At 33.4% G+C, this 23,257-nt stretch carries 21 protein-coding genes and 1 tRNA gene; 6 read left to right on the top strand and 16 right to left on the bottom strand.

Annotation, left to right across the window (positions count from 1 at the left end; translation table 11 throughout):
* From OD917_RS21005 to OD917_RS20980, 6 genes are all read left to right on the top strand, one after another.
* Nucleotides 1–1,335 (top strand): tail fiber domain-containing protein (locus OD917_RS21005; protein ID WP_263525341.1); only part of this gene is annotated, 1,335 nt, incomplete at its 5' end.
* Between the two features lie 380 nt (nucleotides 1,336–1,715).
* Entirely contained in the window at nucleotides 1,716–2,750 is a 1,035-nt protein-coding gene (locus OD917_RS21000) for a hypothetical protein (RefSeq protein WP_263525340.1), read from the top strand.
* Nucleotides 2,695–2,970, top strand: a complete 276-nt coding sequence (locus OD917_RS20995; protein WP_263525339.1) for a hypothetical protein — start codon at nucleotides 2,695–2,697, stop codon at nucleotides 2,968–2,970. The genes OD917_RS21000 and OD917_RS20995 overlap by 56 nt, the downstream gene beginning before the upstream one ends.
* Nucleotides 2,971–3,499: 529 nt before the next feature.
* Nucleotides 3,500–4,804 carry a gliding motility-associated C-terminal domain-containing protein gene (locus tag OD917_RS20990; protein WP_263525338.1) on the top strand — a complete coding sequence of 435 codons (1,305 nt, stop codon included), beginning with the start codon at nucleotides 3,500–3,502 and terminating at the stop codon, nucleotides 4,802–4,804.
* Between the two features lie 20 nt (nucleotides 4,805–4,824).
* On the top strand, nucleotides 4,825–5,742 hold the full coding sequence (locus OD917_RS20985; RefSeq protein ID WP_263525337.1) for a type IX secretion system membrane protein PorP/SprF: 918 nt from the start codon (nucleotides 4,825–4,827) through the stop codon (nucleotides 5,740–5,742).
* Between the two features lie 22 nt (nucleotides 5,743–5,764).
* Nucleotides 5,765–7,744: an OmpA family protein gene (locus tag OD917_RS20980; protein ID WP_263525336.1), complete on the top strand. Its 1,980-nt coding sequence runs from the start codon at nucleotides 5,765–5,767 to the stop codon at nucleotides 7,742–7,744.
* 558 nt (nucleotides 7,745–8,302) lie between these two features.
* Here OD917_RS20980 and OD917_RS20975 read toward each other — a convergent pair.
* From OD917_RS20975 to OD917_RS20900, 16 genes are all read right to left on the bottom strand, one after another.
* Nucleotides 8,303–8,387: transfer RNA gene (locus OD917_RS20975), tRNA-Ser, on the bottom strand.
* A 150-nt stretch (nucleotides 8,388–8,537) separates the two neighbouring features.
* Nucleotides 8,538–8,936, bottom strand: coding sequence for an acyl-CoA thioesterase (locus OD917_RS20970; RefSeq protein WP_109192322.1), 399 nt, complete (start codon nucleotides 8,934–8,936; stop codon nucleotides 8,538–8,540).
* Between the two features lies 1 nt (nucleotide 8,937).
* Nucleotides 8,938–10,071: a 3,4-dihydroxy-2-butanone-4-phosphate synthase gene (gene ribB, locus OD917_RS20965; protein WP_263525335.1), complete on the bottom strand. Its 1,134-nt coding sequence runs from the start codon at nucleotides 10,069–10,071 to the stop codon at nucleotides 8,938–8,940.
* A 2-nt stretch (nucleotides 10,072–10,073) separates the two neighbouring features.
* Nucleotides 10,074–11,528: an LptF/LptG family permease gene (locus tag OD917_RS20960; RefSeq protein ID WP_263525334.1), complete on the bottom strand. Its 1,455-nt coding sequence runs from the start codon at nucleotides 11,526–11,528 to the stop codon at nucleotides 10,074–10,076.
* 8 nt (nucleotides 11,529–11,536) lie between these two features.
* A complete protein-coding gene (locus tag OD917_RS20955) occupies nucleotides 11,537–12,229 on the bottom strand; it encodes an outer membrane lipoprotein carrier protein LolA (protein ID WP_317048483.1) in 693 nt (230 codons plus the stop codon).
* 7 nt (nucleotides 12,230–12,236) lie between these two features.
* On the bottom strand, nucleotides 12,237–14,687 hold the full coding sequence (locus OD917_RS20950; RefSeq protein WP_263525333.1) for a DNA translocase FtsK: 2,451 nt from the start codon (nucleotides 14,685–14,687) through the stop codon (nucleotides 12,237–12,239).
* Between the two features lie 18 nt (nucleotides 14,688–14,705).
* Complete coding sequence (locus tag OD917_RS20945; protein WP_111287774.1) at nucleotides 14,706–15,080, bottom strand: diacylglycerol kinase family protein; 375 nt, start codon at nucleotides 15,078–15,080, stop codon at nucleotides 14,706–14,708.
* Nucleotides 15,081–15,093: 13 nt separating this feature from the next.
* Complete coding sequence (tpx, locus tag OD917_RS20940) at nucleotides 15,094–15,591, bottom strand: thiol peroxidase (protein WP_263525332.1); 498 nt, start codon at nucleotides 15,589–15,591, stop codon at nucleotides 15,094–15,096.
* 337 nt (nucleotides 15,592–15,928) lie between these two features.
* On the bottom strand, nucleotides 15,929–16,186 hold the full coding sequence (locus OD917_RS20935; RefSeq protein ID WP_008462029.1) for a DUF6952 family protein: 258 nt from the start codon (nucleotides 16,184–16,186) through the stop codon (nucleotides 15,929–15,931).
* Between the two features lie 58 nt (nucleotides 16,187–16,244).
* Nucleotides 16,245–16,553, bottom strand: coding sequence for a thioredoxin family protein (locus OD917_RS20930; RefSeq protein ID WP_007805605.1), 309 nt, complete (start codon nucleotides 16,551–16,553; stop codon nucleotides 16,245–16,247).
* Between the two features lie 222 nt (nucleotides 16,554–16,775).
* On the bottom strand, nucleotides 16,776–17,414 hold the full coding sequence (locus OD917_RS20925) for a peroxiredoxin (protein ID WP_012024184.1): 639 nt from the start codon (nucleotides 17,412–17,414) through the stop codon (nucleotides 16,776–16,778).
* 123 nt (nucleotides 17,415–17,537) lie between these two features.
* The gene (locus tag OD917_RS20920; protein ID WP_263525331.1) at nucleotides 17,538–19,151 is read right to left on the bottom strand and encodes a glycoside hydrolase family 3 protein; all 1,614 of its coding nucleotides are present in this window, start codon (nucleotides 19,149–19,151) and stop codon (nucleotides 17,538–17,540) included.
* Nucleotides 19,152–19,153: 2 nt separating this feature from the next.
* Nucleotides 19,154–19,600, bottom strand: a complete 447-nt coding sequence (locus OD917_RS20915) for a GNAT family N-acetyltransferase (protein WP_263525330.1) — start codon at nucleotides 19,598–19,600, stop codon at nucleotides 19,154–19,156.
* A 193-nt stretch (nucleotides 19,601–19,793) separates the two neighbouring features.
* Complete coding sequence (locus OD917_RS20910; RefSeq protein WP_263525329.1) at nucleotides 19,794–20,135, bottom strand: hypothetical protein; 342 nt, start codon at nucleotides 20,133–20,135, stop codon at nucleotides 19,794–19,796.
* Between the two features lie 21 nt (nucleotides 20,136–20,156).
* Nucleotides 20,157–21,695, bottom strand: a complete 1,539-nt coding sequence (locus OD917_RS20905; protein ID WP_263525328.1) for an MFS transporter — start codon at nucleotides 21,693–21,695, stop codon at nucleotides 20,157–20,159.
* Complete coding sequence (locus OD917_RS20900; RefSeq protein ID WP_263525327.1) at nucleotides 21,682–23,253, bottom strand: glycoside hydrolase family 10 protein; 1,572 nt, start codon at nucleotides 23,251–23,253, stop codon at nucleotides 21,682–21,684. Before OD917_RS20900 ends, OD917_RS20905 begins: the two co-directional genes overlap by 14 nt.
* Nucleotides 23,254–23,257 lie beyond the last annotated feature (4 nt).

Below are 23,257 nucleotides of genomic sequence, written 5' to 3'. Positions count from 1 at the left end.
CTTCCAGGATCGAAAGGCGAGCCCGGAAAAGGCATTGCAGGGACTTCTGTAGACGGCTCTGGTAATCTTACCATCACCTATACGGACGGCACATCGAGCGAGGTTGGTAATGTGAAAGGAGAGAAAGGAAATGATGGAAAAACAGGTCCAACAGGTCCGCAAGGTCCGCAAGGAGCGCCAGGTTCCGATGCTACAGTTACAAAAGCTAGTTTAATTGCAACAAGTCCAATTACGGTATCAGGTTCTGGTAAAGTTGTAGATAGTAATTTGACTATAGGGATTAATTCAAAAAATCTAACAACAACAACTCCAGCAACAGTATTAAAAGTTGTTAATGGTAGCGGTGCAGCGTTAACAGATGTGCAAGTAAATATGGTTCCCGCTGTTACAAAACCAGCATATTTATATACTGACCCTACAGGAATAATAGCATGGTCACTAGATATGCCTTGGGTATTGGGAGGAAATGATGCAAATGATGGGCTTACTAAAGAGAAAAATTTTGGTACCGTAACTAACTTTGATTTACCATTTATTACTAATAATAAAGAACGAATGCGTTTGGATACAGATGGTAGGCTAGGTATTGGTACAAATAATCCTAAATATGGTATTCATCTTATTAATAACTCAACAGATGATTTAATGGATGATTTGAAATTGGCAACATATTCAAATGGAACAAATTCACCATCATTCTCTTTTTTACATAGTAGAGGCTCAGAAACTGCGCCAGCTGTACTTACAAGTGGGCTTGCAATGGGAGCGTTCAACTTTCAGGCACAGACAGGTACAACTGCAGGTGCGATTCAATCGCTTTCTAGTGTGATTGCATATTACGAGGGGGGAACTGGAACAGCTGCTAAGAGTAATCTTGAATTTAAAACTAGTAATACTTTAAGTTTAGAAATTGCATCGAATGGTGACTTGTTGCCTGGTGTTGATGCTAGTGGAGTTACTACGGGAGTTTTGAATTTAGGTAATATTAATCAAAGATGGAGAACATTGTATTGTGCAAATGTGGTTAATGTGTCTGATATTCGTTTGAAACAAAATATTGTGCCTTTAAAATACGGTTTAAAAGAGATTATGAAAATTGATCCTATTTCTTACACTTTAAAAAATGATGCAACAAATGAGATTCAGTTAGGTGTTTCTGCTCAACAAATGCAAATTGTTTTGCCAGAGGTAGTTGAAGAAGGAAAAGATGTAAATAAAACTTTAGGTGTTCATTATACTGAAATGATTCCAGTATTAATTAATGCAATAAAAGAACAGCAAGCAGAAATTGAGCAATTAAAATCTCTTGTGAAGGAATTAACAGATAAGAAATAATTTTTTCTTTTAGAAACTAAAAATCCGATTATTTATAATCGGATTTTTTTTGCTGCAATACAATCCTAAGCATTTATTTCTTTACAAGTGATATATGATCAATCTGTAATCCCTAGTATATTATCTTGTTATTTAGATTATCTGGAAAAAATCAAATAATGTAAAGCATGTCTTTTTCTTTCTAAAAATATAGTTTAATGAAATTTTCAAAATCGAAATATGTCTTAAAATATAAGAATATAAACTTTTAGGGGTAAGAAAAAAACTATTATAAAAGAATCTTTGCAGGATTAGAACTGAACTTTTAGATAAAATGTGGTTGTAGATCAATCATATATAATTATCAAATAATTTAATAACACATTAATAGATTAAATCTTATGAAGAATAGATTACTTCCTTTACTTTTTGTCTTAGGTGGATACTCCGTCTACTCTCAGGTAGTAGTTGGAAAAAAAGAAGTAACAACACCCTCTGCTCAGTTAGAAGTTTATGCTACAGACAAAGGTATTTTGATTCCAAATGTTAAATTGACGGGTTCAACAGATGCTACAACAATTAAGACTGGTAATGAAGAAAGTTTATTGGTTTTTAATACTGCAACAGTAACAGATGTTAAGCCAGGTTATTACTATTGGTATGCTGGAAAATGGCAACGACTTGCTGTTTCAGGAGAAATTACATCTGGTAAAGATGGTATTGCAGGAGGAAATGGAGCTCCAGGAACAGATGGAGTGTCAATTCCTGCCGAAGCAAATTTGTATATAGATTATAATACTAAAACAGTTTACGTTCTTAAGCCTAATTCAGATCCTAAAGATCCTAATAACTGGATTCCTACCAATGGTAAAAACGGCATCGACGGCATTGCGGGAGTTGACGGCCGACCTGGCGAAGGCGGACAGATCACGACATTAGACGCGATCCTGAAGGACGGGTTTGGCAATATTTATGCTTATGTTGGCGATAGCAGAGATGTTGCAGTGCGCAATGCAGACTGGCAGAGCAAAGCTTCAACATGGGTAAAGATCAACGGGTCTAACGGAGCCGATGGCCTTCCGGGGGCAGAAGGCACAAAAGGTGCTGACGGACAGATCACGACCCTTGATGCGATCATCAGATACAATAATGACATCTATGCTTATGTTGGGGATTCAAAAACCACAGCAGGCCGTACTGACGAATGGAACAGCGGTTCTGCGAACTGGGTTAAGATCAGCGGATTAAACGGTCTTGACGGCAAGAATGGTATTGCTGGAGGCAATGGGCTTCCTGGAGATCAGAGCCCTGCATTGGATCCGAGCATCCAGATCTATGTTGATTACACAAGCGGAAAAATATATGTAAGAGATCCGAAGAATGAGGGCGGATGGATTACCAGCAAACGAAATAATAATTCCTCAACAAGTTGTTAAAGAATTTGCGCCTACAAATGGTCAAACAGAGTTCATTTTAGATTTTACACCATCATCATTATCTCAAGTGGGAATGTATATAAATGGAGTTCGTATCAACATAAATGCATTTTCTGTAGATGGTACTAAAGTAACTTACGATCCGACTAAAAATGGAAATAACATTTTAGGTTTAGATCCGCTTAATAATGACAATGTAATGTTTGATTATTCAAAATAATGTTTAAAAGCGTGGAAGGCTGTTAAAAAATAATAAACAGCCTTCCTAATTTTTGATTGCTTGAAATGATGCTGATTTTTATGGTTTGGGTTATTCAAAATTGTTTTGTCTCTAGTAATTGAATAACAATAGTAAATGTTGAAAGCAGACATTGCAGAATTGAAATCTCAATTATAAGTAGTAATGCAAGTGGCTAAAAAATAGCATCAAGCTTTAGATAATCTTAAATTAACGTCTTTAGTTGTAAATAATAAATTTGAAAATAATATAAAATCTCGATTGTAAAAAAATATAATCGAGTTTTTTTTCAAATTTTGATTGTACTGATACAAAATTTAATACGTATTAGTAAAAACTGCTAATAAAAATGACTTCTTCATTAGAAAGTGATTAATCTATAATCTCAACTTGAGATTAACCCTATTCTAATACAACAATAACTTTTTCGGGGTAAGCATTTTTACATCCGAAAGTAATTTTGCATAGAAATTTAAAGTAACAAAGTGCCGAATTAAATAATAAACAAGAAATGAACAATAATTACTTGGATAATATAGTAAAAAACTCAGTATCTGTTTGGGAAACAGCTAAGTCAGGAGTTTGTTTAATTGGCTTTGCGGTAAGTTTATTGGCAAGTCAAAATATAAATGCACAGCTTGTAAATACAGGAGATGTAAAAATTAATCCAAACACTATCATGAGTGTATATATGGATTATGAGAATACTCCACAAGGAAGCTTTGTAAATGATGGTAAATTATTCATTTTTCAAAACTGGAAAAACGATGGTTTGGTAACTTATACAGAAAACCAGAATGGTTCTACTTATTTCTACGGAACAGAAGAGCAATTTATTGAAGGATCACAAGTTTCAAATTTTAAAAACACCTATTTTGAAAATGCATCTTCTTTGGTGCCTTTTCATTTATCAGGTAAGATAGCTGTAGGAGGTAACTCAGAATTCAAAAAAGGAGTGGTGCTTGCTGCAGATTATGGCGGTAAAGTAATTTTCAAAGAAAAAGGAACGCACACCCTTACTAGTGACTTGAGCTTTGTTGATGGTCAGGTAGAAAAAGATGGTGTTATTGCATTTGAATTTCCAGTAGGACAAGGACAGTATTTTAGACCTTCTTATCATGCATCAGGTTCAAAAAACGGAGGAGTTTATACTACGCAATATTTCAACAAAAACTCGAATAGTCTGCATTCTCATGACGACAGAGAAGAAAAAATCCTAAAGATAAACAATCAAGAATACTGGGAGGTAACACAGGATCAAGGTGCGGATAAAATTGTCTTGAGTTTATCAATGGATAGTCGTACAACACCTTCAGAGTTTTTTAATGTAGATGAACAAAAATACAAAGTCGCAATTACACGCTGGGATCCAGCGTCGAACAAATGGATCAATGAGGGAGGAGAGGTTAGTGCTCCTTTAGCAGGAAAGCCGTATGAGAAACTGTTAACCGCACCAGTAACAGGTTACGGTCTTTTTACAATGGCGTTAATTGATTTAGAAGAAAAATTTGATGATGTTATTGTTTATAATGCAATTTCATCAAATGAAGATGGTTTAAATGATAGTTTTGTTATAAAAGGAATAGATAAATTCCCAGATAACCAAGTAGAGATTTACAACAGATGGGGAGTAAAAGTTTATGAGACTAAATCTTATAATGAAAGTGATAACATGTTTAAAGGATATTCTGACGGACGTGCAACAATTAAGAGAGGCGATAAACTTCCAACAGGAACTTATTTCTATATTCTGAAATACAATACTGGAAAAGAACAGAAAGAGAAAACGGGTTATTTATACATCAATAACCAATAATTAAAAAGGAATTAGGACTAATGAAAAAGATTTCATATTTATTAATCTTGTTGTTCGTAGGGATGTTGGAAGCCTCCGCACAGCAGCAGTCACAGTATACGCAATACATGTATAATACGATGACTATAAATCCAGGTTACACAGGAACTCGAGCGATACCAAGTATATTTGGGTTATACAGGACACAATGGGTTGGTCTGGATGGAGCTCCAAAAACAGCAAATTTTTCTATAGAATCGCCAATCACAGAGAACGGACAAGGTTTAGGTTTGTCTGTAGTAAGTGATAAAATAGGACCATCTCAGGAAACTACTTTAACGGCAAGTTATGCATATCCTATTCAGCTTTCGGCAGATATCTTTTTATCATTAGGTATTAGTGCATCAGGAAACTTTATGCAGATTGATTATAATAAACTAAAAATACTAAATCCTGAAGATCCATTTTTATCAGGAAATTTATCTAAAACTTCTCCAAATTTTGGAGCGGGTGCTTATTTTCACTCTCAAAAATGGTATGCAGGTTTATCTGTACCTACGATTTTAGAAACCAAATTTTATGATGATGTTAAAACATCTGTTGCTTCACAGAAAATGCACTTTTATGCAATGGGGGGTTATGTGTTTGATCTTAACGATAATTTAAAGTTCAAACCTGCGGCAATGGTAAAAATGGTTAGCGGTGCGCCTTTGGCAGTCGACGTATCTGCAAACTTCCTATTCAATGAGAAATTGACTTTAGGAGCGGCTTACAGATGGGATGCTGCAGTAAGTGCAATGGCAGGATTTCAGGTTACACCAGGTATGAATATTGGTTATGCTTATGATTATGATACGCAGAAAATTGGGAATTATAATTCAGGTTCTCATGAGATTTTTCTGCGATTCGATTTATTTTCTTCAACCAAATATAGACTGGTTACTCCAAGATTCTTTTAATAACCATAAACTAGGATAAAAAATGATATCTAAAAAGATAAAGAAAGCATTGGTTGTACTTTCTATTTGTTTATCACAAATAGGAGGAATCAATGCTCAGGATAAAAAAGTTGAGAAAGCAAATGAAGCCTATAATAAGTTTGCATTTATTGAAGCAAGTAAATTATATCAAAAACTAGCAGATAAAGGAAATTCTTCATTAGAAGTTTTAACTAAGTTAGGAAACAGCTATTATTTTAATGGTCAGTATCCTGAAGCTGCAGAAGCTTATGGAAATGTTTTTAACTCAGGGCAGTCTATAGATCCAGAATTTTATTTCAGATATGCACAAGCTTTAAATAATGTTAGAAGATATGACGAAGCTAATGCTGTTATCAAGAAATATTACACAGTAACAGATAAAAAAGATTTAAGCGACAACTGGAAAGAAAAAAAGTTAATGGCTGATATTCAAAAACAGTCAGGACGTTATAACATTAAAGATGTTAGTATCAATACACCGGTTTCGGACTATGGAACTGCATTTTATGGTAAAGACAAAGTAATCTATGCTTCGGCTAAAGACACAGGAGTATTTATCAAAAGAAAACACAGTTGGAACGAAAAATCATTCATGAAATTGTATGAGGCAAAAATTTCTACAGATGGTGGTTTGCAAGATCCTGTGCTGTTAAAAGGTGATGTAAATACAAAATACCATCAGAGTAGTGCTGCAATAACAAAAAATGGTAGATACATGTATTTCACCAGAAACAACTTTAATAAAGGGAAATTAGGGGCAGACAAAAATGGCACCAATTACCTAAAGATCTATGTCGCAGAGAATATAAAAGGTGAATGGAAAAATATTAAAGAATTACCTTATCCAATAAACAGTGATGGTTTTTCATCAGCACATCCTGCACTTAGCCCAGATGAGACCCAACTATTTTTTGCTTCAGATCGTAACAATTCATTTGGAAACTCAGATTTGTATGTAGTAACCATAAAAAATGGTACTTTGGTTAGTAATGATGTAACGAAACTTGGAGACGAAATCAACACTCCTGGGCGTGAAACATATCCGTACATGGATAGCAAAGGAGTTTTATACTTTTCTTCAGATGGTCATCCTGGACTTGGAGGATTAGATGTTTTTGCTGCGATTAAAGATAGTGAAGGGAAATATCATGTAGCGAATGTAGGCGATGATATAAACACAGTTTCGGATGATTTTGCTTATGTGATTGATGGAGATACTAAAAAAGGGTATTTCTCATCTAATAAAAATGGAAATGATGACATCTACGGTTTCACAGAAACAAGACCAATAACTTTTGATTTTGATACAAGACCAATGATTTATGGTACTATTACCGAAAATGGCCGACCAGTGCCAAATTTCAATGTCCAGTTGTTTAATCCAAATAATGAAAGTATTGGTACAACTGTAACAGATATTGAAGGTAAATACAATATGTATTTAGATCCTTATCAAAATGATAAAGCGGTCTATAAAAAACTGTCTTATGCTGATAAAACTGTTAATGTAGATCCGTTAAAACCTCTGGAGAAAAAAGAAATTAGTTTTGAAATTACCAGAGAAATGGAAGTAGTGGTTAATGGTGAAAAAATCAAAATCATTGATGGCGACAATTTAACAGATAAATTGAGGCTTAATCCAATTTATTTTGACTTAAATGGTTACAACATTAGACAGTCTTCCAAAAAAGAATTAGATAAAGTGGTAGCTTTAATGAAAGATCGTCCAAATATTTCTGTAAAAGTAAACTCTTATACAGATAGTAGAGGAAGGGATGAGTTTAACATGAAACTTTCTGAAAATAGAGCCAAAGCTACAGTTGATTATATAGTTAAAGCAGGTATTGAGCAAGAAAGAATTAGTGGTGAAGGATTTGGTGAGACTAAGTTGATAAATCACTGTTCAAATGGAGTAAAATGTTCTGAACAAGAGCATGAACAAAATAGACGTTCGGAGTTTATAATAAGCTTTAGTAAATAAGAAGTTCTTTTTTGTAAAAAAGTCGCTGGAAAATAGAAATATTAACAAGTGGCTTTTTTTAATTAGAAATAATGTAGAAATAAAAAAAGTGACTTTAAGTCGCTTTTTTTGTTTAATTTTTTACGAAATCGTCAGTAGGCTTTGTTTTAGAAGCTCAAAATATTTAGTGCATAAATGCTGAGTTTTGTGATTAAGTCCAAAACATAATAGTGTTTAACACTGTATCTATCCGCTTTTTAAGAGCTTTTCAGCAGGTTTTATTTTTTCTTCTAATAATAAATTTTGGGGTATTGTTAAAATGTTTTTGAAAAGACTTTTATGTTTAGATTCTAACATATAAGCCATTTCAGCCAATTTTTATAATTTTTATCTTGTAATAAGCAAAAGCTTTGCCTGAAGTGCAATAGGTCTGTTAGCATACTAAATAGAGCACTTATCTGATGAGATTTAAAGGTTTTTAGCAATAAACCAATGACTTGCCAGTAATCTAAAATATAATGTTTTGTAAAGTAAGGAAAGTATTGAAATGTAAAAAGCACCCCATTGAGGTGCTTTCCGCGGAGAAAGAGGGATTCGAACCCCCGGACCTGTTACAGTCAACAGTTTTCAAGACTGCCGCATTCGACCGCTCTGCCATTTCTCCAGTATGTCGCTTTCATTAGCTGATTGCGGGTGCAAATATAAGACGGTTTTTCGGTTATTAAAACTTTTTTTGGACTTTTTTTTTAAGTTTTTAAAGATAATTTTCAAGTATCTAATTATCAGTATTTCCGAAAATAATATTTTTAAAAAATTAATCTAAATCGTCTAAAATTGGCGTTGGTTTTTTGTTTTCGTCAACAGCTACAAAAGAAAAAGTTCCTGAAACTACCGTTTCGCGAAGTTCAGAATACATTTGTTCCATAAAAATATCGACATGAATTTTACAGCTAGTTCTTCCAACGCTGTCAACTTTTGCAACTAATTCGATTAAAGTTCCTGCAGGAATTGCTTTTTTAAAGTCAATTTGACCAGTGGAAATAGTAACAACCTTTTTGCGGCTGAAACGTGTAGCACAGATGAAAGCTACTTCATCCATAAGATGCAGTGCTGTTCCCCCAAATAAAGTATCATAATGATTTGTAGTGCTTGGGAAAACTGCTTTAAAAATTCGTGTTTCCGATTTTAAAATTCTTTCTTCGACCGTTCCCATATTAGTATTTAACGTATTCTATAATTTCAAGTCCGTATCCAATCATACCGACACGTTTTGTTTGTTCTGTATTCGAAACCAATTTTATTTTAGAAATATCAATATCGTGAAGGATTTGCGCTCCAATTCCGTAATCTTTACTGTCGATAATAACTTTTGGAGCTTTTAGAGTTCCGTTAGATTGTAATGTTTTAAGCTCCGAAATTCTATTTAAAAGGTTAACAGCTGTCATGTCTTGATTAATGAATATAACAGCGCCTTTTCCATTCTCATTGATTACTTTAAACATATCATCCAACTGTTGTTCTGCATTATTAGTTAATGTGCCTAATAAATCGTTGTTTACCTGCGAAGAGTGAATTCTAGTTAAAATAGGTTCTCCTAAATTCCAGGTTCCTTTTGTTAAAGCAATATGGATTTGTTTATTTGTGGTTTGCTCATAAGCTCTCAATCGGAAAGTTCCAAAACGAGTTTCAATATCAAAATCTTCTTTTTTGACAATCAAACTGTCGTGTTGCATTCTATAGGCAACCAAATCTTCAATAGAAACTAATTTTAAATCAAATTTCTTTGCTACTTTAATCAATTCAGGAAGACGAGACATTGTTCCATCTTCGTTTAAGATTTCACAGATTACACCTGCAGGTTTAAATCCAGCCAAACGTGCAAAATCAATCGCTGCTTCAGTATGTCCGGTTCTTCTTAAAACACCGCCTTGTTTTGCAATTAAAGGGAAAATATGGCCAGGACGAGCTAAATCATGTGGTTTTGTATTAGGATCAACAAGAGATTGAACTGTTTTAGCGCGATCAGAAGCGGAAATACCAGTTGTAACTCCGTGACCTTTTAAATCTACTGAAACAGTAAAAGCAGTTTCCATATGATCTGTGTTATTGGTAACCATTGCACGAAGATCCAATTCTTTGCATCGGCTTTCAGTAAGCGGGGTGCAAATTAAACCACGCCCATGTGTAGCCATAAAATTGATCATTTCTGGAGTTACTTTTTCAGCAGCAGCTAAAAAATCACCTTCATTTTCACGATCTTCATCATCGACTACAATGATAACTTTACCTTGACGAATATCTTCTATAGCTTCCTCAATGGTGTTCAATTGTATTTTTGTTGTTGACATAATTATTCTTGCTTTTGAGCTGGTAAGAACCGCTCAGAGATTTTCTGAAATAGTTGTGAAATCGGAGTTGTAATCGCATCAAAATTGATTAATCCGTTGTCGTTTGTAGCACGATAAGTCAAAAGAATCGCTAATGGCGACAGGATAAAAGAAGATATCCAAGATCCTAAAAATGGAGTCATTCCGCCTTCTTGCGATAATCGTTTTCCAAATGTATTGATGAAATGGAAAGTAATAAAGATCAAAACTGCGAATACAATTGGAAGTCCAAGTCCACCTTTTCTAATAATAGCACCAAGTGGAGCACCAATAAAGAACATTAAAAAACAAGCAAAAGCAATTACAAATTTTTCATATAATGCGCTCAAATGTTTATTAATCTCGCGTTGTTTGTCTTTTAAATCTTTTTGCGTAGTTTCTATAGAATAGATATTGCTAGTTATATTACTTCCCGCCATTTTCAAAATATCTACTTTGTCTTTGTTAGAATACATGGACAAAAGCTCATTTGGCAGCTGTTTTTTCTTTAAATCTTTTTTTACGGCAGGATTAGTTTTTTTTATTCCAACGCGCTGATTGATGTTTTCAGAAAAAGAAACGATTTCGTTATCTAAATTTTTGCTTAGCGAATCTAAAGTATATCGCAACTCACTAACATTTAACATTGCATTTGTCCCTGCAATGCTTTCTTTGCTGTCGTCAACTTTGTTTAATTCAGATAAGTCTATATTGATGATCTGCGTTTTAAATTTTCCTTTTATAAAAGGCAATTTTGCACGATCCTCGTACTTTTTTGGAGTTACATCTTGGTAATAATAACCATCATTTAAGACCAATTTTAAAATGCTTGATTTTTCACTACTGATTAATTCACCTGTTTTTGATTTAATAACGGTTTTATTTTCACCCATATTATTCGCTTTCTCGTGAATAGTCACACCAGTAAGATGATTGCCATTTTCGCCAGATTTCTTGTTTACCTTAATGTTATAAGTTCCAACATCATTAAACTGACCTTCTGCAATGGCCATTGCAGGTTTGGCTTGTGCAATATTTTTTCTAAAATTGACAAATTTATATTCAGCATACGGAATAACATTATTTGCAAACCAAAAAGCAACAATACTCAAAACGAAAATGAAAATAATCAATACACGCATGGCTCTTTGTAGTGATATTCCAGAAGATTTCATTGCTGCAAACTCATAATTTTCGGCTAAATTTCCGAAAGTCATAATTGAAGCTAACAAAACCGACAGCGGTAAAACAAGCGGTATAATACGTGGCATAGAAAAAAGCAGGAATTTCACGACCAATATTAAGTCTAGATCTTTACCTGCTAGTTCTGAAATAAATAGCCATACTGTTTGGAGTATGAATATGAAAAATAGGATTACAAATACCGTAGCAAATGTAAATAAGAATGTTTTTAATAAGTATTTGTCTAGAATTTTCAACCTTCTGATTAATCTAATTTATTAATGTAGTATTTCGGGTATTTACTCGCTACAAAGGTAAATTGATTTTTTGATAATGGCTGATTGGTTTTAAAAGAATTAACGGTTAAAGTTGTTTTTGTTCCGTTTTTTCCTGTTTCAATCAAATTATAGATGTGTTTTGTCTGAACGTCAATGCCTAACAAAATTTCTTTTCTTTGATCTTTTCCGCTAGTAGGAACCAGTTTGATGTATTGAATCTTTCTTCCTTTTACATTTTGAACAATATCCATATTGTATTTGTAGCCAGAATTAAAGAAAGTAAGCATTTTTGAAGGCGTAATTGCGTTGTCGTCTTTCTCGTTTACTTTAGAAATAGTAACTTCTTCGTCTTCAGGAACAATAGTGTAAGTTTTTTGACCGTCAAAAATTTTAGTAACGCCCATGAAATTCAATACATATTGATTTCCTTTCATTGTAACATTTCCTTTACTGTCTTGATTTATGTTTTCCTTGGCATTATTCAAAGAGTATTTAAAATCTATAACAATATTGTCGTAGCTTTTTATTTTAGAAGTTACTTCGTTCAATAAATCTTTCGCTTTTTTATCTTGAGCTTGAATAGAAGTGAAGCTCAAAAGCAATATAAATGCCATTTGAAAACACTTTTTAGTCATGTTTGTGATAGAATTGTTGTTGATTTCTTGAATTTTTGCTTTCATGATTGGATTAATTTTGTTCATTATTAAAAAATTTATCAAGAGCACTTAAGTCTAAAATATTTACGCTTCTGGCTTTACTACCTTCAAACGGACCAACAATACCTGCCGCTTCCAGCTGATCGATTAAACGACCTGCTCTGTTGTATCCTAATTTTAATTTTCGTTGCAATAAAGAAGCAGAACCCTGCTGGGCATTGACAATTATCTCTGCCGCCTCTCTAAATAAAGTATCTCTTTCGGAAATATCTATATCAAGATTAATGCCACTTTCTTCTCCAACAAACTCTGGAAGTAAATAAGCCGTGGCATAAGCTTTTTGTCCGCCAATAAAATCTGTAATTTTTTCAACCTCTGGAGTGTCAATGAAAGCGCATTGAACACGAATCACATCGTTTCCGTTGGTATATAATAAATCTCCTCGTCCAATTAACTGGTCGGCTCCTTGTGTGTCCAAAATTGTTCTAGAGTCAATTTTTGAAGTTACTCTAAATGCAATTCTTGCAGGGAAATTGGCTTTGATTAAACCTGTAATAACGTTTACAGAAGGTCTTTGTGTTGCAATAATTAAATGAATACCAATAGCACGCGCTAATTGAGCCAAACGCGCAATTGGAACTTCAACTTCTTTTCCAGCAGTCATAATCAAATCAGCAAACTCATCGACAACCAAAACGATGTATGGTAAAAATCGGTGACCAGCTTCTGGATTCAGTTTTCTAGACTTGAATTTCTCGTTGTATTCTTTAATATTACGAACCATCGCATCTTTTAATAAAGAATAACGATTATCCATTTCTACACAAAGCGAATTTAAAGTATTGACAACTTTTGCATTATCTGTAATAATAGCATCTTCCGTGTCTGGAAGTTTAGCTAAATAATGTCTTTCAATTTTATTGAAAAGCGTTAGCTCTACTTTTTTAGGATCAACTAAAACAAATTTTACTTCGGCTGGATGCTTTTTGTATAATAGCGAAGTTAAAACCGCATTTAATCCAACAGACTTTCCTTGTCCAGTTGCTCCTGCCATCAATAAGTGAGGCATTTTAGCTAAATCGACAACGAAAGTTTCGTTAGAAATGGTTTTTCCTAATGCAATTGGCAATTCCATTTCGGCTTCTTGGAACTTTGCAGCTCCAATAACGCTTTTCATAGAAACCATAGTTGGGTTTTTGTTCGGAACCTCAATACCGATAGTACCTTTTCCTGGGATTGGCGCAATAATACGAATTCCTAGTGCTGATAATGATAAAGCGATGTCATCTTCTAAACTCTTAATTTTAGAAATTCTGATTCCCGCTTCTGGAACAATTTCATATAAAGTAACCGATGGTCCAACGGTTGCTTTAATTTGTGCAATTTCAATTTTGTAGTTGCGAAGTGTATCTACAATCCTGTTTTTATTTTCTTCTAATTCTTCCTGATTAATTGTAATTCCGCCAGTCGAATATTCTTTTAATAAATCGATGGTCGGGAATTTATAATTCGATAAATCCAAAGTTGGATCAAACAATCCGAAATCAGCAACTAGGCGAGAAGCTAAGTTTTCTTCAATAATATCTTCTTCTTCCGCTTTTTCAATAACAAATGCCTCATCAGGAGTTGCAGTAATTTGTGTAGGCGGTGGCTGAATTGGTTTTAAAATCGGATTCAATTCAATTTCTGAAGAATGAGAAATGGTTGGTTTTAATGCTTCTTTATTGATTTCAAATTGAGAATCGACCGTTTTAATGTGAATATCATCTATTTCAGGATCACTTTCTGGTTCTTCAATTGCAAATTCTTCCAAATTATAAGCGCTTTCAGGCTGTGGAACAGATGGTTTTAAAGTGTCTAATTCTGATTTGAATTCTTTTTTAGTAGAATCAAAATAAGATTGAATTTTTTCTGGTGATAATTTGATTTTGAAAATCAGATATACTATTAGTCCAAAAAGCAGAGTAAGCAAAGTTCCTGTTTTTCCGATATAATCTTGTAGAAACAAATTTAGTTCGTAACCAATTGTTCCTCCTAATTCTGGTGCAGAAGTAGCAAAGAAACCGAATAATACTGAAACAACAATAATGGCAAATAAATCCCAGAACCAAGTGTTTTTTAGTTTTTGGGTCGAAAGCTCCAATGCTAAAAACATTCCTGTCAGGAAAAATAAACGTACAAAAATGAAAGAGGCAAGTCCGAAACCTCTATAAATAATCAAATCGGCAAGATAAGCACCGAATTTTCCGAGCCAATTCTCAGCAATTTCGCTACGATCACCAAGCTGATTTATGACACTTTGATCATTCTGCCATTGCCCGTTCACATAAAAAGAAATAAATGCGACTAATAGTGCAATAGAAAAAAGAACTAAAAGACATCCTAAGACAAACCTTTGTTGTTTAGACATCTTAAATGATCTTTTAACTCCTTCCTGTTTTTCGTTTTTTTTATCTACAGTTTCTTTTTTATTTTTTGCCATTCTTGCGTTTTCCTTTGCCTAAATAAATTTTGGGATATAAATAATCAAGCCTATTGCAATTGCAGTCATTGCGGCAAAAAATACCGCTCCGGCAGCAATATCTTTAATAAAACCGATTCGTTTGCTGTAATCAGGATGGATAAAATCGGCAATTTTTTCAACTGCTGTATTTAATCCTTCAATGCTTAAAACAAAACCGATGGCAAGTGTCTGACACAGCCATTCGGTTTGAGAAATATGAAAATAGAATCCAGCAATCGTCATGATAATTCCTAAAGAGAATTGAACCATGATGCTGTGTTCTGTTTTAATTAATTTTACAGCTCCGTTAAAAGCATAAGTCATACTTTTTAACCGACCTGTAACAAATGTATTATCTTTTTGAAACTCCATTTAAAGGAAAATATTATAGTGCTGCTAAAGCTGCTTCGTAATTTGGTTCGTTTGCAATTTCTGCAACTTGTTCTGTGTGAACGATTTTTCCATTAGCATCAACAACAATGATGGCTCTTGAGTGTAAACCTGCTAAAGGTCCGTCAACGATTTCTAAACCGTTTGCTTTTCCAAAAGCACCAGTTTGAAAATCTGATAAGTTTACTACATTTTCTAAACCTTCAGCACCACAGAAACGTTTTTGAGCGAAAGGTAAATCTCTAGAAATACATAAAACTATAGTGTTTTCTAATCCGCTAGCACTTGCGTTGAAAGTTCTAACAGATGTTGCGCAAGTTCCTGTATCAACACTAGGGAAGATATTTAAAACTAATTTTTTTCCAGCGAAAGTGCTTAAAGAAGCAACTGATAAATCGTTTTGAACTAATTTGAAGTCAGCTAATTGTGATCCAACTGCTGGCAATTCGCCTGATGTATGAACTGGATTTCCTCCTAATGTGATAGATGCCATGATTTTTGTTTAAAATTAATGAGGCTCAAAAGTAAGGATTAATATTTGAATCTAAAAGTATTTGTTATGGGTTTAAGGAGAGATTAAGGAGCTGAATTTTTATTTTGGTTTGTCCATAGATTAGACGCGGATGAAACGGATTTGCTTACGCAAAAACACGGATCTAAACAGAATTTTTTAATTTAACATAAAACAAAAAAATCCTTTTAGATCCGCGACTTCACGAAGTGAATCTGTTTCATCCGCGTACCATTTGTCACAATAAAAAAAAAGCGTCCCTAAATTAGAAACGCTTTCTCAGCTTTGTTTTTTTAATTTATTCTTGGGAGGGATCGATTTACTTGTCGATTGAGCCCAATACACGTTTCATAAACGTATTTAGTGCTTCTTTTTTATCTGTTCCTTGAGCAACCAATTTTTGCACTTCAAGGGCACCGTACATATTCGAAATCAATTCACCGATTACGTCTAACTCTTCGTCTTTTAGAGAAGGAATTTCAGTCATCGCTTCTAGAACTTCGATCGTTTCAATGATATAATCCTGATCGTTTTCTTCGATGAATTGTGTTAAATGCTTAATTACTGGTAATTTCATGTTGTAGAGTTTTAAGAGCTTTGTCAAAGTTTAAAACTTTAACAAAACGAATTATTAATTAAGCAATTGCGTTTACAAGATCGATTAAAACTTCTTGTTTGTTAGTTTGCGTTTCGCCAACTAATTGTCCGTTTACGAAAGTAGCGAAAGTAGGCAAGTTGCTCACATTAGCTAATTTTCTAGATTCAGGAGAGTTTTCTGCATCAACCAAAACAAAAGTGATAGCTTCATTTTCTGTTGCTAATTTTTTGAATTTTGGTTTCATAATACGGCAATTTCCACACCATGAAGCTGAATATTGTACTACTACTTTTTCGTTTTTAGCAACTAAATCTGCTAACGTATCTTCGTTTAAGTCGATTAACATAATTTTATTTTTTAGACACTAAGTTGCTAAGGTTCTAAGATGCTAAGTTTGCTCTCGAACCGAATAACTTTGTGTGGATTTATTTTGATTTTTTTAAGTCATTAAGATTCTAAGATCTAAGTTTGATCTTAGAATCTCTTGACTTTTATTGTAGAATTGTATTTAAGATTCAAAAGTTAAGTTTAAAAACTTAGCAACTTAGAACCTTAGTATCTTAGCAGCTTAATTAGCGCTTAAGTATTCAGCTGTACTGATTCTATCAGCAGACATTGCTTCTTTACCAGCTTCCCAGTTTGCTGGACAAACTTCACCTTTAGTTTGAATGTGAGTGTAAGCGTCAACCATTCTTAAGTATTCGTTTACGTTACGTCCTAATGGCATATCGTTTACACTTTCGTGGAAAATTTTTCCAGTTTCGTCAATAAGGTAAGTAGCTCTGTAAGTTACGTTTGAACCTTCGATGATAACTGAATCTGTATCTTCGCTGTAGCTTGTAGATTCGATATCAAGAATACCTAAAATGTTAGCTAAGTTACGGTTTGTATCAGCTAAGATTGGGTAAGTAACACCTTCGATTCCACCATTGTTTTTTGGAGTATTTAACCAAGCAAAGTGAACTTCGTTTGTGTCGCAAGAAGCACCAATTACGATAGTATTTCTTTTTTCGAATTCTGGTAATGCAGCTTGAAAGGCGTGTAATTCAGTTGGACATACAAAAGTAAAATCTTTTGGGTACCAAAATAAAAGTACTTTTTTATTGTTGTTTACTGCTTCTTCAAAAATGTTGATTTTTAAATTGTCACCCATTTCTGAGATAGCATCTACTGCAATACTTGGGAATTTTTTTCCTACTAAAGACATAATATTCGTTTTACGTTAAAAATTTATTTGGTGCAAAAGTAGGGCATAAGTACAGGTTCTTACAATAAGATGTGATTATAAAAATTTATAAGTTGATAAATTTTGACTATTTATAGTTTTAACTTATTGAATGTCAATATTTACGGGTAATACGCCGTTTAAAATATTTTTTTCTAAAAATTGAACTCCCGCTGTTTTTTGAAATTCTTCAAAATCCTGATACGCTTGAATTAATCCTGAAGCCTTTTTCAGATTTGGAATAAGTGGTAAAACGTAAGGATTTCCGAAAACGTAAACAATACATTTTTTAGTTTGCAATAAATCAGAAAGCAATTCAAAAACTTCATTATTTACTTCGAAATTATTTAATGGTTTTGCTTTCGGAACAAATAATGAAATGATGATCGTTTCGAAATTTTCTAATTCATTTTTAATTGATGAAATATCCGAAGCTTCTAAACTTTCAAAAGCAAATTCTGGTGAAGGTAATTTTGAATTTAAAGTTTTAAAAAATGTATTTTCAGTATTTTTATATAAACTCAGTTTAGCTAATTTATTGCTTTTCTGAGCTTCAAGAGCTAAATCTGAAATTCCGTTATCGATGATTTTGGTAATGGCATTTTGAGCGATTTCAAGATTTAATTGTGATGTTTTTTCAAAGTTTAATTCCCCCGAAAGTGCGGTATTTCCAGAAAGTATTCCCGCTTTTTCTTTAGCTTTCATAATTCTGTTATAACTTTCGAAAATACGGTCTGGCGAAGCATTTTTATAAATTGCTTCAATTCCTTCTGGAACATTTTCGGCGAAACATAAAACGTCATTTCCTGCGTTGAAAGCTTCCCATTCCAGTTGACCTTTGGTTTCATACAATTTAGAAACGCTGTGCATATTTAAAGCATCAGAAATTACCAAACCATCATAACCTAATTTATCACGTAAAAGATCCTGAATAACGGCTTTTGATAAAGTCGCAGAAGTGTCTTTTCCGTCATTTAAACTTGGAACTGCCAAATGCCCAATCATAATTGAATCGACATTATTTTCGATTCCTTTGATGAAAGGATATAATTCGTTTTCTAATAATTCTTCCAAAGTTTCCTTTAAAACAGGCAATCCTAAATGAGAATCAACATTTGTATTTCCGTGTCCAGGAAAGTGTTTTAGACAGCCTAAAACGCCAACTTCTGACATTCCTTTTAAATATTCAATCGAAAAACCGGCTACTTTTTCTTTATTTTCACCAAAAGAACGATATCCAATTACGGGATTATTTGGATTGTTATTAATATCTGCCAAAGGCGATAAATTATACTGAATTCCAGCTGCTTTTAAATCTAGACCAATTTGTTTTCCAACTTCATAAACTAAGTTAGATTTGTTTTCTGGTAAAGCGCCAAGAGTAATTGCATACGGATATTGCGGTGTTTTTTCAATTCGCATTGCTAATCCCCATTCTGCATCAATACTAATTAAAAGTGGAGTAGAAGCAGCTTTTTGATAACGAACAATAAGAGCTTTAATTTTTTCGTAACTGTCATCGTTGAAAACAACTTTTTTCTTGCTTTCATAATTCGTTGCAGCGCTCGCACGACTGTGGAAAAACGTTAAACCTCCAATATTGTGTTCTTTTATAAGTCGTTCGGTTTCCTGAATGTTTTCTTCGGTATCGTTTATAAAAACGGCAGGAAAAAAGAATTGTCCTATTTTTTGTCTTAATGCTTCGGCTGTGATTTTCATTATTATAAAGTCTTTTTCATGCAGACACTATTATCCATTTTCTCGTAAGGTGGATAATTGGGAATTATGGTATAATTTAATTTTTGATATAAGTTTATGGCTTCCGGCTGGTTTTTTCCCGTTTCCAAAATAGTATAAGTATAACCCACTTCTTTTGCCCAGATTTCGAGTTCTTTTAAAATAGCAGAAGCAATACCTTTTTTTCTGTGATCAGGATGAACGTACATTCTTTTGATTTCTGTCGTGCCTGATTCTTTTTCGCGAAAAGCGCCACAACCCACAGGAATCTCGTTTTCGTAATAAACAATCGTGTGTTTTATTTTATCAGTCTTATTAAACTGATTATAAAACGCATGATCTTCACCATCTCTGATCGCTAAATCTTGATCTAATAAAACAACCAGATTTATGAAATCAATATCATCAGAATTGGTTCGCTTTATGTTCATGATTTAGAATGTTTAGATTAGTATCGTTTAATTTTCTAACACATAGAAACATAGTATTTAGTTCTTGGAAAAGGCGTTTCACTTTTTCAAATATACATAGCTATGTGTTGAGAAATGAGTTTCTCTTTTTTATTCTTTTAACACAATCCCGATAGCAATCGAGGCTATGTTTCTATGTGTTTAAAAGAATGTTTTATTTCAACTTTAATTTCTTCTGTTTGGCCAATTGTTTTTTGGTTTCAATTGCTTTTTCTAATCGGTTTTTGAAACGAAAAAGTTTTGGCAATCCTTCTAATCGATCTTCAACTGTGATTTCTTCATAAACGAAAATGGCTTTTTCTAAAACCCGAATTTCATTATCCAGATCATTTTCGTTTTTGTAGATCGTTGCTAATCGATCGTAAGGATGATTTCCTTTAAAGCCTTCTGCAACATTTTCTTCATACAACTCAATAGCTTTTTCAAGATTTCCGTTTTTCTCGAACTCAGTTCCTTTTAGATTTCGTTCGGCCTGCAAATTTTCATTGATTTCCATATGTAGGAGTTTGATTTGGGGTTAAACTTCTTCAGATTTTTTCCCAAAATCTTTTGGGAAAGTTAAAAAACGTGATAAAATAAGACCTGGTATTGTGGCTAAGAAAACCCAAATAAAGAAGTTTCCATAGCCTAAATATTTTTGTATAAATCCGCTTAACATTCCTGGAAGCATCATTCCTAATGCCATAAAACCAGTTGCCAGTGCATAATGTGCTGTTTTTGATTCTCCTTCGGCAACATGAATTAAATACATCATAAAGGCAGTAAAACCAAAACCATAGCCAAATTGTTCAAAAATAACTACAGCGTAAATGTAATAAATTGATGCTGGATGAAAGAAAGCTAATAAAATAAATCCTAAAATTGGAAGATGCATTGCTAGAAACATTGGAAGCATCCATTTCGTAAGACCTTGTTGAGAGATTAGAATTCCTCCCAATATTCCTCCTAAAGTTAAAGCAATGAGGCCAAAAGTTCCATAAATTAAACCAACATCTTCGGTTTCGAGTCCCATTCCTCCTTTGTGGATTGTTGCCTGATTTCCATTTGTAGTAATTAATTCATCAACGAAATGAATTCTTGCTTCATTTACTTTTTTATATTCTTCACCTTTTTTGGGTTGAGCTTCTAATACAGTTTTTTTTTCTTTTCGGGTATCAGCAACAATTGGTAATTTGGAATATAATAATTGTAACTCTGATGCTTCAAGTTTTATGCCTGCTTTTACTTTGGTATTATATAGGTATAATGCCTTTTTTTCATCTAAGTCTGCAGTTTTTTGTACTAGTTCATATTTGATTGGGTCAACTAAAAAGGGAGTTAACATTTTTAATAACTGTGATTCTCCTAATCTAAAAACCAGAATAAAAATTAAAACAATTGTAATTTGTTTTTTCTTAAAAAAGCTGATAAAAATGGTTCCAAAGCTTTGATGGTGTTGTTCTTTATTTTCTACGAAATTAATTTCGTTTTTAGGTGTAAAAATGAAATTGTAAATGGTAATAAGAGTCATTAAAAGACCAACAAAAATCATGGTATACGACCAAGCTTTTGTATTGTCACTGTATTTATGTTCTAAATAACCTGCTAAAAGTATTATTAATCCATTTCCGGCTATCATAGAAGCTCTGTAAAATGTACTTCTTATTCCTAAAAAAAATGACTGCTCTTCTTTTGGTAAAACCAATAAATAAAAGCCATCACTTGCAATATCATTTGAAGCAGAAGCAAAAGCTGCAGCCCAAAATATTGCTAAAGTAACAAGGAAAAAATTATGTAAGGAAAGAGTGAATCCAACAATTAAAAAAGCAATAGAAATAAGCAATTGCATCCATAAAAACCATTTTCGTTTTGTGCCATAAAGCTCAACTAAAGGACTCCATAATGGTTTGATTACCCAAGGAAGATAGAGCAAACTTGTATACAAACCGATATCTTCATTAGTTATGCCTAACTTTTTATACATCAAAACCGACACGGAGATGATAATTACATAAGGAAATCCAGAAGCAAAATTAAGAAGCGGAATCCAGAACCAAGGTTTATTATCTATTTTCATTTGGCTGAGCAGGTATATAGTTTTTAAATGGCTTTTTTAAATCTATTGCAGTTGGGGTGCTTTCGTTGGCATAGTAATCAATAAAAGTCACAGCACAAGCTTTGTAAAGGTTTAGTTTTCCTGCTGCTATTGCAAAAGTGATTTTTCCGTCAACTTCTTTTACAGTTACTTTTTCAACGATTTTTGTTGCGTCGTTAATGTCGATTTTTGAAATATGTTCGCCTCCATAAACTACCATATAACGGACTTTTGTATTCAGCGGACTTTTGAATGTAAAGTTATAACGAATACTATCTTTATTATACTCTGATAATTTTGGTGTATCAATAATTACATGGCGTAAATTAGGAACCGCAGCAGGAAGCGCAGGATATTTATATTGATTTTCTTCTAAATGACGAACCACATCAAAGTTTTTGCCCATGAACCATTTTGAGCTGAAATAAGCACTTCCAGAAACATTTTTGAAAGTTCTTAAAAAGTCAATTTGAGTTGGAATTTCAGTCATGAAATTCCAGTTTTTATCAGCATCACCTCTAATTTTATAAGATGCGTGACCAATGTAAATAGCTGTATTATTTGAGTTTTCAGACCACCATTTTACCAATTTAGAATAAGAAGCTCTTGGATTATTCATACTCCAGTACAATTGTGGCAAAATATAATCGATCCATTTTTGGTCCATCCAAAGCATTGGATCTGCGTACAAATCATCATAATTTGAAGTTGACTGCGTTTCTGAACCTCTTGGATCTTGAGATTTATTTCGCCAAACTCCAAACGGACTAATTCCGAATTGAACCCACGGTTTGCTTTCTTTGATCGTGTTTGAAATAGCGTGTACAAAGTTGCTTACATTGGCACGTCGCCAATCGGCAAGACTTAAACCTGAACCATATTTTTTGTAAGATGCAGTATCGTTAAATACTTTTCCTGGAACAGCATAAGGATAAAAATAATCATCAAAGTGAATCGCATCAATGTCATATTTATCAACCACTTCTTTAACCACTTTTGTTAAATGTGCCTGAACTTCAGGTAAGGCAGGATCATAATAATATTTTCCTCCGTATTCGATCATCCATTCTGGATGTTTAAAAAGATCGTGATTTGGACTTAAAAGATTTTTATTCAAATCGAAAGTCGCGCGATAAGGATTCAGCCAAGCATGAAATTCAAATCCTCTGTTGTGTGCCTGTTCAATCATCCAAGCCAGAGTATCGTAATATGGATTTGGAGCCAAACCTTCTTTTCCCGTCAAGAATCGTGACCAAGGTGCAAATTCTGAAGGATAAATAGCATCTCCAACACTTCGAACCTGAACAATTACGGCATTATAATTTAGTTTTTTGTAAGCTTCTAAAATTTCAAGATAATCAGCTTTCTCTTTTTCTACGTTGTCTGTTGCAGTTTTAGGCCAGTCAATATTTACAACAGTAGCAATCCATACACCTCTAAACTCATTTTTTGGGTGCATTGTTTTTTCTTGCGCCGTCAAAATTGTGTTAAAGAAAAATAGGAATAGTATAGAGAATATTAAGTACTGATTTTTATGCATTTCA

Source organism: Flavobacterium sp. SH_e (assembly GCF_025717045.1).
Classification (GTDB): domain Bacteria; phylum Bacteroidota; class Bacteroidia; order Flavobacteriales; family Flavobacteriaceae; genus Flavobacterium.
This window is presented reverse-complemented; position numbering and strand designations above follow the sequence as displayed.